The sequence below is a fragment of the Nostoc spongiaeforme FACHB-130 genome (assembly GCF_014698475.1).
Taxonomy (GTDB): Bacteria; Cyanobacteriota; Cyanobacteriia; order Cyanobacteriales; family Nostocaceae; genus Nostoc_B; species Nostoc_B spongiaeforme.
Genome location: NZ_JACJTB010000003.1, coordinates 71,673 through 83,176, shown reverse-complemented (window position 1 = coordinate 83,176; position 11,504 = coordinate 71,673). Strand labels below are relative to the sequence as shown.

Sequence of the window (11,504 nt, the reverse complement as noted above, 5' to 3'; positions counted from 1 at the left end):
AACTTTGCTATTCATCATCCATTTTTCCTAGACAATAATTAGGAGGTATTCACTAAACATTCCGAAAAAAAGCTACTCGTAAAGCCAAGCGACTTTCAGATGTATGAGAAGTAACTGGAGTTACCATGTGCCAAGAATTATCAGAACGTACAATTACAACTGAAGAATGACTCAAAGGTAAAATATCTTGAAAGGCTGAATCAGGTTCAGAGTCTTTCAGAATCCGCAAATAACCACCCCAATTTTCTGACCATTCTTGATTGAAAAATAGTAGATGAGTTAAAACTTTATTCGGTTCATCTGTATGCGGAAAATGTTGATGTCCCGATTTATATTGACGAAATCCAATATCCATTACACAATCTGTCAAATCCAATCCAGTCATATTTCCTAAAGCTTGACGATAAGTATTTGTCCATAGTCCTTCTATCAAATTTCGCCACACATAACTGAGGTGTTTTAAATCAGAAGTTAATTTTCCTTGTGCAAGTCTTTGTCGCCAGCGATCATCTTTAAATTTGAGCAGTAAAGGAATATCTTGATTAGAAGCAATTATCTTTCCCCAATAATAGCCGTACCCCTCCCCAGTTGATAGAAAAAAATCTTGTTTGGGAAAACTGGCGGTTAATTCTAGACTTACTTCTTTTGATAATAAATCTTTAATTAAAGCCCAATGATACGGAACTTTTTGCATGACTGCGGTATGAATAGATGGGAGATTTAGCATGATTTGGTTAAGGTAGATGACTAAACTAAAAACAAAACGTAAATCTGTCTACGATCGCATTTTGCATACAGCATCAGATTTGTTCTATCGGGAGGGTATTCGCAATGTCGGGATTGACAGAATCATTGCGGAATCTGGTGTAGCCAAAATGTCGTTGTACAATCATTTCAAATCAAAAGATGCTTTGATTGAAGCTTGGTTGCGACAAGAGGATGAAAAATGGTGTCGATGGCTAAAAACCACTGTTGAACAACAAACCTCTGAGCCTGCTAAACAACTTTTGGCAATATTTGATGCTTTAAGAGAATGGTTTGAAAGCCCAGATTTTCGAGGTTGTGCATTTATTAACGCCTCCGTAGAATTAGCTAATCCTGACCATCCTGGGTATCGAGTAGCACTAGAACATCAACAGGCGATTTACCACTACATCAAAACTCTTGCTCAAGCAGCAGAAGTTACATTACCAGAACAATTAGCTAGACAACTGCTGTTGCTCATACAAGGTGCGATCGTAGTTGCCATGATGGAAGGCAGTTGGTCAACCGCATCACAGGCGAAAAAGGCTGCGGGTTTGTTGATTCAGGCGGAGATTTAGGAATGGGGGCAGGGGGCAGGGAGCAGGGGGGATTTTAATAACCCCAAGTTCACACCCTTAAACAAAATGCGCGTCTCTGGGATGGAATGCGAGTTTTATTAAACTGTGATGGTAAACATTCTCTGACACATCATTCCGAGGAACTCTAGCCGTTAAAGTTTGCTCTCCCACCTTCACCTTGATGGTATAAGTTCCGACACCGCGCACAATCCGTTCCACCCTGCCTTGAATGGAGACTGCACCTGGTTGTAGTGGAATTGTGGAACTGAGATCATCAATACGGAAAGCATCGCCGGATAGACAACAGGCTGTGATGGGTGCGTTAATTTCGCCATAATAGGAAAACTCCATAGTGTTAGCTAACTTAATCAAATAACCACGGTGTTCTGCTTCTATTTGACAAGGGATGACGTTATCCATACCGACAAGTCTGGCGAGTTGTTGGTTAGCTGGGCGACGGATGAGCATTTCTAACTTATCGTCTTGGATAATTCCACCGTCAAATAATGCGATCGCGCGATCGGCAAAGTTCAAGATATCTGTAAAGTTATGGCTGACTAATATCACCGCCGCCCCTCTAGCTTCCGCCCATTGGCGAATTTTCTCGATGATTTGCGGACGAATTGCTACATCTAAGTAAGCGGAAGGCTCATCTAATAACAGCAATTCTGGATCAGCTACTAACCCACAGGCAATACACACCCGCTTACCTTCGCCACCAGACAGTGCGCGGGCTTGTCGATGTGCTAAATGTTCAGAGCCAAATGTTTCCAGGGCAGTATATACCCTGTGTTTGATTTGATGCTTTGGTACACCGCGAAACTGTAAGACTCTAGCAACATTATTAAATACAGTGTCATCTAAGAGTAATGTTTCTTGAAACACCAATGCAGAACGACGACGCAAGACTGTTTGATTAACTTGACTAGCATCCTGTCCAAACAATTGCATTTCCCCACGGTAGGATTGCAACATATTGATGGTTCTTAACAGAGTGCTTTTACCCGCACCGTTAGGGCCAACTACGGCGACTAGTTCCCCTGGACGGACGGCGAAATTATCAATTGATAGGATATTTTTGCGGTTTTTACTATCAACCTTCACCTGACGCATATTCAGGATATATTGATTGACTTCCCCCAGATTTTCCTGTGGTTTTATAGGAGGGGATTCTAAATTGATAAATGACCTTAACTTATGCAATTTACTCATAACATCTTCTTATCGTGCTGCAAGATAGTCAGCGACACAACAATGCTGTAGGTGATGAACAGGAGAATGTAAGCGATCGCCATCGCTACATCAAAGTTACCTTTTTCTACTTCTGTGACAATAGCTGTAGTTAAAACTCTCGTCTGTCCTTTGATATTTCCCCCCACCATCATCGAAGCCCCAACTTCCGAAATGACGCGACCAAAACCCGCAATAATAGCAGCTATTAAGCCAAGTTTTGCTTCCTTAATTAATAACCAATGAGCTTGCCAAGGTGTCGCCCCCATTGATAATAATTGCCAACGTAGTTTCGGATTAATACTAAGAATGGCTGCAAAACTAAACCCTGCAACTATCGGGAAAGCAATAATAGTTTGAGCGATAATCATGGCTGTGGGTGTGTACATTAAATCCAAATCACCCAAAGGGCCAGAACGCCACAAAAATAGACTCACCACCAAACCAACCACCACAGGCGGTAATCCCATCCCGAAGTTAACGACACTGTTTAATACAGGTTTCCCAATGAAATCTTCTAAAGCCAACCACAACCCCAAAGGTACACCCAACAACACACTAATAGTTGTCGCCACTCCAGAGACTAGCAATGTCATCGTCATTACTTCGATAACATTGCGATCGCCACTAATTAATAACTCTAGAGCCTTATTTGCTCCATCAATGATTGTATCCACAAGTCTCTTAAAAATCGAAAAAATACTGAAATGTGCAGTCACCCAAAACCACTCTTTCTTTCTACCTTTGTGCCTTTGCGCCTACCGCAAGCGGAACGCCAAGGGCGAATGCGTGAGCTTTTAAAAAGACTAAAAACCATAGTCCTTTTCACTCTTACCCCCATCAACAAAAAACAATGGCTGTCCAAATTCTTGCTTACCGTGAGCAGCAATTATTCTCTGTCCTTCAGGAGATAGAACAAAATCAATAAAAGCTTTAGCTCCCGCACTATTAACTTTGGGGAATTTTTGCGGATTTACTTGCATTACATGGTAGAGATTTAATAATTTTCTGTCTCCTTCTACCAATACTTGTAAAGAAGTAAGATTTTTTTTCTGAAATATATAAGTTGCCCTATCTGCCAAGGTATACCCCAGTTTTTGATTAGCGACTTGTAAAGTTTTTGCCATTCCTGAACCTGTTTGTTGATACCAACTACCAGCAGGATTAATATTTGCTTGCTGCCATAAATCTTTTTCTAATTTATTCGTACCTGAATCATCACCTCTTGATACAAATAATGCTTGATTTTTGGCAATTGCATTAAACGCTTGCACAGCGTTTTTACTACCTCGAATCTTGGCTTTATCAGGATTACCTGGCCCTACAATTACAAAATCGTTGTGCATAACTAAACGGCGGTTAGTCACTGCACCACCTTGTAAAACTTTGCGTTCGGCTTTGGGTGAATTGACGAATAGTGCGTCAACTTCGCCTTTTTCTGCTAAAGCTAAAGCTTGTCCAGTTCCTACGGCAACTTTTTTGAGTCGATAGCCTGTTTTTTTCTCAAATGCTGGAACTAAATCATCAAGCAATCCGCTATCTTCGATGCTAGTTGTCATGGCGACAATGACATTACGATTTCTTGCAGATTGAGCGTTGGCTTGTGGTGTTAACAAGTTACTAGTGTTAGCAGTTACAATTGCTAAACAAGAAGCTAAAGCTGCAATGACAAATCTTCTTTGAACCATATAACCTCTCAGGATTTACACAGATTAAACCAAACGATAATTTTGGTTGATTTTTATAGTTGGTAAATTAAATATGTTTTGAATATTTTTTATAAAAATCTGAGTCTTTTTACTAACTCAGCAAGTATGGAACGCAGATGAACGCAGATAAACGCAGATAAATTTGTACCTCCGCAGACAGGAAAGGCTATAATTTTGCTTCTACTTCTCCAGGTTTTTAGCTTTGAGGAACTAAGCTTAGTAGTTCTTCAACGGTGAGGCTGCGTTTAGTTTTGACTGATTGATGACGTACTGCATCTAATACTGATTGAATTTCGGCTTGACCGAGGGTAATACCATGTTGTTGCAGGACGCTGAGTAGGAGATGGCGACCGGAATGTTTACCTACGACTAATCGTCGTTCCCAACCTACATCTTCTGGTGCGAATGGTTCATAGGTGATGGGGTTTTGCAGTACGCCATGAGCATGAATTCCTGATTCGTGTGCAAAGGTATTTTCACCGACGATCGCTTTCCAAGGAAGAACGGGAAAGTTAGTCGCTTTGGAGACTAATTTTGATACTTCTACGAGTCTTTTGGTATCAATACCTGTGGGTATATCGTAGAGATATTTGAGTCCCATCACCACTTCTTCTAAAGGTGCATTCCCCGCCCGTTCACCTATACCATTGACGGTGGTATTAACGGATATCGCCCCAGCTTTCACACCGGCTAAGGTGTTCGCCAAGGCCATACCAAAGTCGTCATGTGTGTGCATTTCGATGACAATTGATAGGTGCGATACTAGATAGCTAACTTTTTTGTAGGTGGTTGTGGGGTCGAGAACTCCTACAGTATCACAGAAGCGAAACCGAAACGCGCCCCATTCTTGGGCAGATTGGGCAACTTCTAATAGAAAGGATTCATCGGCTCTCGAAGAATCTTCGCCACCAACGGAGACAGATAAACCGCGATCGCACGCAAAATTAATTGCATCCCGTAGTTTATCTAAGACTAACTGTCGTTGTCCTTTGAATTTAGCGGCTATCTGAATATCGGAGACGGGAACAGAAACATGAACTCTATCCAAACCACAATTGATAGATGCTTGGATATCCGACAAGTTAGCCCGATTCCAGCCAAGTAGTTTGGCATTTAATCCTAGATTGGCAATCCTTTGAATTGATTCAGCTTCTTCATGTCCCATTGCGGGAATGCCAACTTCCAACTCATGAACACCTATAGAATCGAGTAGAGAGGCGATCGCAATTTTTTCCTCAACATTAAAAGCTATGCCCGCCGCCTGTTCCCCATCTCGCAAGGTTGTATCGTTAATGTGAATAGCCTGCTTGTTCATAGTAAATAGATAACCAATGGTTTAACTCTAAATAGTTGCGACAACTTCCCCAATATCTCTAATGTCATAACCACCAAGCACCTCTAATTGTGATTGCACTAGGCGATGTCCCAAGATACTTAAGAATTGCTGTACTGGTGATTCTTCCAAGTATTCCTTGAGAATCACTAAGTCATATCGCGCTTGATGCAAGGGGATAAATCCCAGACCAAAAGCCGCCGCCACGGAAGCTGTACTTACTCCTGCATCGGCGATTCCTGCGGCGATAGATAAAGCCACATCTTGATGGCTATGAACAATATGCTCATATCCTTTAATTGTATTGGATGATACCTGTTCTTCTTTTAGTTTGCGTTCTAAAAGCATCCGACTACCAGAACCCGGTTCACGGTTAATGATTTTGGCTTCTAGTTCCACCAAGTCAGACAAAGATTTGATTTCCATCGGATTCCCTGGCGCAACTACTAGCCCTTCTTCCCAAATGCCGAGAGTGATTAAAACTGCACTTCTACCATCTAACGCTTCCCGTGCAAAGGGAATATTATGCTCCCCTGTTTGCGGATCATACAAGTGCATCCCTGCAATGTGGACTTCACCCCGGTTCAAACTACGCAAAGCAGCCATACTGTTGGCAAAATGATAATGAACCCGTAGCTGGGGATGCCAGCGTTCAGTCGCTCTTGCTAAGAAGGAAATCACCGGCGTACAACCAGCGATAACAACCGTATTTTGCAGTTTGTCTACATCATCAAGCAGCCGCACTTGGACTTTATTCGTATGTGTCTGACTCTCTGCTTTACCGTCAGCAGGAATCATTTCCATCCGAAAAGCTTCTTTGCCCACGAGAGGATAAGCTATCCATTGACCTCCAACTTTTGCTAGACTAACCCTCAGTTGTTGTCCAGTGGGGACTGGTTTAGCCAGAACTGCTTCAACTTCGGGTAAATCATCTTCTAACCAGAATAAGTTTTCGACTTGACAACCAAGTGCTTTAGCTAAACGTAGAGTAATGGCGACAGAAGGAGCATATTGCCCAGATTCCACGCCACTAATTGTCTGACGGGTTACGCCAGCTATATTAGCCAAATCTTGCTGGCTCATGCCTAAACGGGTTCTGATAGACTTGATGTTGTTGCAGATATTGATATCTAGCTTCATGAGACTTTATTTACTCCGTGACAAGAAGCTACCACGAGCAAATTTAATCTGCTGAGGTAATAGCACAGCCTTCTACTATATCTTTGAGAAGACCTATGATTGAGTTTAGATGACTGCATACATATTCCATTACTTGCTGGATTGCTATGTTCACAGTAAATTGTCAGTTGAATTGGTTGCGAGTTGATTTACAGGTTTGGTTTTGTCCCCCCTTAACGCAAGTTTAACATACATTTCGCCAAAATAATTGCTAAAGAAAAAACTTTTTATACCTGTATTTTCTATCAGTAATGTATATGCAGTTACAGAAATTTGTGACTTTTATACTTTTAAGAAAAGGGGTGTAGGGGTATAGGGGTGTAAGGGTTTAGGGGACAAAAACTCATCTATAATTTCTACTGTTCTAAATGCTGTGATACCAACAGTTGGAGTTCTAACCAGAGAATGGGGTCTTTTTGTTTTAATTTGGAACAGCGATCGCGGATAATGCGTGTAGCGTTCATACAAATCGCATTGGCTATTCCCAGATCCTCAGCGACACTTCTAAAAGTTTCTTTGTAAGCACTTACTGAAGCCAACAGTTGATGAGGAGCGTAAATTACAAAATACTGTAGAAGTTTTTCGGGTTTACCCCAGTAGGAGTTGACAAGCTCGACATGACAGTATTTAAGTAAAGTATTGAGTTCAGGACGGCGTTCTTTAACTACGGTAGTAAATTTCTCAACTAAGGTTTCTTCTGTCAGCATCATCAAAATGCTCCGTGATTTAGAATTATGTGGGTGTGAGGGTTTAGGGGTGTAAGGGTGTAGGGGGAATATTTAGACGCTCAAAACTCCCGAATTGAGCAACAGTTCTTCTAGCTGTTCATCAGACAAAGGTTTGGGAATGACAGAATTGGTGTTTTGGTCAATTGCTTTAGCTAGATGACGATAATGCTGTGCTTGTTCGCAATCAGGTGCATACTCAATCACCGTCTGACTATAAAATTCCGCTTGCTGTACGATGTTGTCTCTGGGAATAAAGGCAATCATTTGAGTTCCTAATTGTTCTGCAAAAGCCTGAACTAAATCATCTTCTTGCTCAATATTGCGAGAGTTGCAAATTAAACCCCCCAGCCGCACACCGCCAATGACTGCATATTTGTGAATCCCTCGACAAATGTTGTTAGTGGTGTACATAGACATAATTTCGCCAGAAGTAACGATATAAACTTCCTGCGCCTTTCTTTCCCGCATCGGCATTACAAAGCCACCGCACACCACACTACCCAAACCATCATAAAAAGTGTAGTCAAGTTGGAGTTTTTCATCGTAAGCACCCAGTTGTTCTAACAAGCCAATGGATGTAATTACACCCCTACCTGTACATCCCACCCCAGGTTCAGGTCCGCCAGATTCCACACAAAAGGTCTTACCCCAGCCTTCTTTGCAGAAATCTTCTAAATGCAAATCGTCTGATTCTTGACGTAAGGTATCTAAAACAATCTTGGGGTGTAATCCTCCTAACAACAGCCGGGTAGAATCAGCCTTGGAGTCGCATCCAACCACCATCACCTTACGCTCTATTTCCACTAAACCAGCTACCATATTTTGGGTAGTTGTAGATTTACCAATGCCCCCTTTACCGTAAATAGCAATCTTCCGCATAACGTTCACCAATAGAAAGAATTTACCTCACGCAAAGGCGCAAAGGCGCAAAGGTTAAGATAACTCTGCGTACCTCTGCGCTTACCTTAGCGTCCCTCCGCGTTTCTACTCCCCATAATGAGGGCTAACAACCTTACCTTTAAACACTCGGTAAAGATAGATATTGTAGAACAGTAGAATCGGGACAAAAAAGCCGATGAAAGCAATCATGAAGGCTTGAGAACTCAGGGAGGAAGAAGCCTGATAGATGGTGATTTGAAAGGGAATAATGTAGGGAAATACGACGAAAGCCAAGGCCAGAATAGTGATCAAGAAAAGTACAATTGTCCAGATAAAGGGCTTGATTTCTTGACGGCGGTTGATACTATTCATCAGTAGTCCGGCTGCAACGGTCGCTAAGACAGGAATAGCTGCAAATATCACTACTTCTGGTTGGTGAAATAGCCTTTCTTTGACTCGTTCGTAAAACATTGGTGTCGCAATTGTCAGCACTAATGCACCCAAGTATGTGGTGATGGCACTAAATTTGGCTGTGATGTAGTGATATCGTTTGAGTTCACCTTCTGTTTTTGCAATCAGGTAAGTTGAACCAATCAATACATAGCCTTGAACAACTGTTATTGCTATTAATATTGATGGTAAATTCAACCAATCCCAAGTCCCACCAATAAAGTTTCCGGCTGCATCAACTTTAATTCCCGCAATTACGCCGCCTAATACTAATCCTTGGGAAAAAGCTACTAACAAACTACCGCCACCAAAACCGATATTCCAAAAGGTTTTGTCTAGGGAATGTTCCCGAAATTCAAAAGCGACGGCGCGGAAGATAAACCCAACTACCATCATGGTAATTGGAATGTAGAGGGCATTAACGATAGTAGCGTAAGCCAGGGGGAATGCTCCATACAATAAACCCCCTGTACACACTAGCCAAGTTTCATTAGCATCCCAAACGGTGCTGAGGGTGTTGATAATGATCCCCCGTCGTGCTTCGTTAGCAGCAGTTAGCGTCAAAATTCCTACGCCTAAATCAAAGCCATCGGTAATTAGGTATAAGGTGAGGAACAGGGCAACAAGGCCAAACCAGAGCAATGGTAGAGTGGTGCTTACGGATTCCATGAGAGTTGTGATTAGTTGGTATTAGTTGTGTACGCTTTCGGTGATTTGTCCTATGTCGCTGTGCTGTGCATCTTGATTGGGTAAGGGTAGTGCGAAATTCGGCCCTTGGAGAACTATCCGACGACCAAAGTATAAGGCGCAGGCGAACAACAACAGATAAATACTGGTGTAACCCAGGAGTGAAACTAAGACGTTGCTGGCTGGGACATTAGAAACAGCATCGGCTGTGCGAATTTGTCCGTACACAATCCAAGGTTGTCTACCAACTTCTCGTACCATCCAACCAGATTCCACGGCGACATAACCCAAAGGTGCAGCCAATATCCACGCCCGCATTAACCAAGTTTGTGTGGTAATATTTTCTGCACTCAGCTTACCGCGCAACCATTGGACGACGCTGACACCCATCAAACCCAGGAAAAAGAAGGCAATACCTACCATGATGCGGAAGGTATAGAATATCAAAGAAATTGCATGGGGTCGGTCTTCTGGCTTCCACTCATTTAAACCCAGTACAGGTTCAGAAAGTGTGGGCTTCATTTCCAAAACCATACCTAAACCATTAGGAACACTGAGTGACCAATTATTCTTGTTCTCTTTATCGTTAGGTGCAACTAAAACATTCCAAGGTGCTGCTTCGCCTGCGGGTACAGTGTCCCATAAAGCCTCGATCGCAGCTAATTTACTGGGTTGGTTGTGGTATACTTCCTCACCACTGAAGTGACCAATGACAATTTGTAGGGGTGTGACGAGAATAGCTAAGGCGATCGCAATCTTGAAAGACTTGCTAAAAAACTCCTCATAACGCTTGTTGAGGATATACCAAGCACTAATCCCACCAATCACAAACAAAGCGGTTTCGAGAATCGCCAAGATCATGTGAAACCAACTATTCAAAGCTGCGGGGTTAAAGATGGCCTCTAGATAACTGTGAACCAGAAATTTACCATTCACCATTTCTCCGCCTGCTGGTGTTTGCATCCAAGAGTTAGCAACAATAATCCAAAAAGATGAGAGACTAGCACCAACAGCTACACATAAAGTTGCGAATAGGTGCATCAATGGTGGTATTTTATTCCAGCCATAAATCATAATCCCCAAAAAAGCAGCTTCTAGCATAAAGGCCATCGTACCTTCAAAGCCTAAAATACTGCCTAAAAAATCACCCACAGCTAGAGAAAATGGAGCCCAGTTTGCACCAAATTCAAATTCAATCGCCACACCAGAAGCCACACCTAAGCCAAAATTGAGAATGTAGAGTTTTGACCAAAAACGTGCATGGTAATAAAAAGTAGGATTTTTGGTTTTTAGCCATAAAATCTCGACAACAAATAAATACCAAGACATCCCAATGGTGAGGATAGGCCAAAACATGTGAAAGATGCTGGTGACTGCAAATTGAAGACGCGACAGCATCACCGTATCTGAGAATAAATTCATCGTGTGTTCTCCAATCTTGAGTTCTGATTTATTTAGTTAAGTTCACTGTTCACACATCATGCTTATTTGTTGCTGCATCTTGATTTTGGGTGGTATTTTCTGTTACTTGTTCATCTGTGAGGATATGGGATTGTGTAAAAGTCTCTTTTCCTTGAATACCCATACCTTCATAGATTTGATAGCTATAACCTGCAATCCAAAACACTAAGAAGATAGGAATTGCTGTCCAGATAATTTCGAGGGTGATATTTCCATCAATCGGAGAACCATCAGTAATATCAAAGTTGTCGGCTCGATGCAAAACTAATGAATAAATCAGGACTCCGATAACTCCGAGAAAGATAAATGAGCCGATGCTAATTAAGAAACTAATTACATCATCAATGAGGCGTGATTCTGCTGTGGCTTGAGTAGGTAGCCAATAATATGCTATTCGTCCTATTCCCAGACTAACAACAGTTGATGTCAGCGCGATCGCACTCAAACTCAAGATATTTCTGATGTTCATAGCAGCATCTTTTTGCAAGCTACACAGATAAATTTGTACTGCAAATATTACATCCCT

General features: G+C 41.9%; 11 protein-coding genes and 1 pseudogene. 1 reads left to right on the top strand and 11 read right to left on the bottom strand.

From position 1 onward, the window contains the following. Positions 1-52 precede the first annotated feature (52 nt). Positions 53-694: a 2OG-Fe(II) oxygenase gene (locus H6G74_RS04365; RefSeq protein WP_242051149.1), complete on the bottom strand. Its 642-nt coding sequence runs from the start codon at positions 692-694 to the stop codon at positions 53-55. 49 nt (positions 695-743) lie between these two features. Here H6G74_RS04365 and H6G74_RS04360 point away from each other — a divergent pair, with 49 nt between their 5' ends. Next, positions 744-1,322, top strand: coding sequence for a TetR/AcrR family transcriptional regulator (locus H6G74_RS04360; protein ID WP_190966510.1), 579 nt, complete (start codon positions 744-746; stop codon positions 1,320-1,322). A 57-nt stretch (positions 1,323-1,379) separates the two neighbouring features. Here the strand turns inward: H6G74_RS04360 and H6G74_RS04355 are convergent, their stop codons facing one another. The 10 genes and pseudogenes from H6G74_RS04355 to H6G74_RS04310 all read right to left on the bottom strand — a co-directional run. Further along, positions 1,380-2,534, bottom strand: a complete 1,155-nt coding sequence (locus H6G74_RS04355; RefSeq protein ID WP_190966509.1) for an ABC transporter ATP-binding protein — start codon at positions 2,532-2,534, stop codon at positions 1,380-1,382. Beyond that, the gene (locus H6G74_RS04350) at positions 2,531-3,229 is read right to left on the bottom strand and encodes an ABC transporter permease (protein WP_190966508.1); all 699 of its coding nucleotides are present in this window, start codon (positions 3,227-3,229) and stop codon (positions 2,531-2,533) included. The genes H6G74_RS04355 and H6G74_RS04350 overlap by 4 nt, the downstream gene beginning before the upstream one ends. A 129-nt stretch (positions 3,230-3,358) precedes the next feature. Then, positions 3,359-4,240, bottom strand: coding sequence for a substrate-binding domain-containing protein (locus H6G74_RS04345; RefSeq protein ID WP_190966507.1), 882 nt, complete (start codon positions 4,238-4,240; stop codon positions 3,359-3,361). Positions 4,241-4,457: 217 nt separating this feature from the next. Further along, positions 4,458-5,576, bottom strand: coding sequence for a homocitrate synthase (gene nifV, locus H6G74_RS04340; protein WP_190966506.1), 1,119 nt, complete (start codon positions 5,574-5,576; stop codon positions 4,458-4,460). A 27-nt stretch (positions 5,577-5,603) separates the two neighbouring features. Continuing rightward, on the bottom strand, positions 5,604-6,734 hold the full coding sequence (locus H6G74_RS04335; RefSeq protein ID WP_190966505.1) for a substrate-binding domain-containing protein: 1,131 nt from the start codon (positions 6,732-6,734) through the stop codon (positions 5,604-5,606). A gap of 395 nt (positions 6,735-7,129) precedes the next feature. Then, complete coding sequence (locus H6G74_RS04330; protein WP_190966504.1) at positions 7,130-7,483, bottom strand: hypothetical protein; 354 nt, start codon at positions 7,481-7,483, stop codon at positions 7,130-7,132. 69 nt (positions 7,484-7,552) lie between these two features. Continuing rightward, on the bottom strand, positions 7,553-8,380 hold the full coding sequence (gene nifH, locus H6G74_RS04325) for a nitrogenase iron protein (protein WP_190966503.1): 828 nt from the start codon (positions 8,378-8,380) through the stop codon (positions 7,553-7,555). 105 nt (positions 8,381-8,485) lie between these two features. Beyond that, a complete protein-coding gene (gene cydB / locus H6G74_RS04320; protein WP_190966502.1) occupies positions 8,486-9,499 on the bottom strand; it encodes a cytochrome d ubiquinol oxidase subunit II in 1,014 nt (337 codons plus the stop codon). A gap of 21 nt (positions 9,500-9,520) precedes the next feature. After that, positions 9,521-10,939, bottom strand: a complete 1,419-nt coding sequence (locus H6G74_RS04315) for a cytochrome ubiquinol oxidase subunit I (protein ID WP_190966501.1) — start codon at positions 10,937-10,939, stop codon at positions 9,521-9,523. Positions 10,940-11,063: 124 nt separating this feature from the next. Then, positions 11,064-11,447 (bottom strand): annotated as a pseudogene (locus H6G74_RS04310) (cytochrome c oxidase subunit II transmembrane domain-containing protein); the annotation flags it as partial. Positions 11,448-11,504: the final 57 nt, after the last annotated feature.

Coding starts and splice junctions, on each gene's coding strand:
- H6G74_RS04365 (WP_242051149.1), bottom strand. CDS start 694: ATGCAAAAAGTTCCGTATCATTGGGCTTTAATTAAAGATTTATTATCA.
- nifH (WP_190966503.1), bottom strand. CDS start 8,380: ATGCGGAAGATTGCTATTTACGGTAAAGGGGGCATTGGTAAATCTACA.
- H6G74_RS04345 (WP_190966507.1), bottom strand. CDS start 4,240: ATGGTTCAAAGAAGATTTGTCATTGCAGCTTTAGCTTCTTGTTTAGCA.
- nifV (WP_190966506.1), bottom strand. CDS start 5,576: ATGAACAAGCAGGCTATTCACATTAACGATACAACCTTGCGAGATGGG.
- H6G74_RS04315 (WP_190966501.1), bottom strand. CDS start 10,939: ATGAATTTATTCTCAGATACGGTGATGCTGTCGCGTCTTCAATTTGCA.
- cydB (WP_190966502.1), bottom strand. CDS start 9,499: ATGGAATCCGTAAGCACCACTCTACCATTGCTCTGGTTTGGCCTTGTT.
- H6G74_RS04330 (WP_190966504.1), bottom strand. CDS start 7,483: ATGATGCTGACAGAAGAAACCTTAGTTGAGAAATTTACTACCGTAGTT.
- H6G74_RS04355 (WP_190966509.1), bottom strand. CDS start 2,534: ATGAGTAAATTGCATAAGTTAAGGTCATTTATCAATTTAGAATCCCCT.
- H6G74_RS04360 (WP_190966510.1), top strand. CDS start 744: ATGACTAAACTAAAAACAAAACGTAAATCTGTCTACGATCGCATTTTG.
- H6G74_RS04335 (WP_190966505.1), bottom strand. CDS start 6,734: ATGAAGCTAGATATCAATATCTGCAACAACATCAAGTCTATCAGAACC.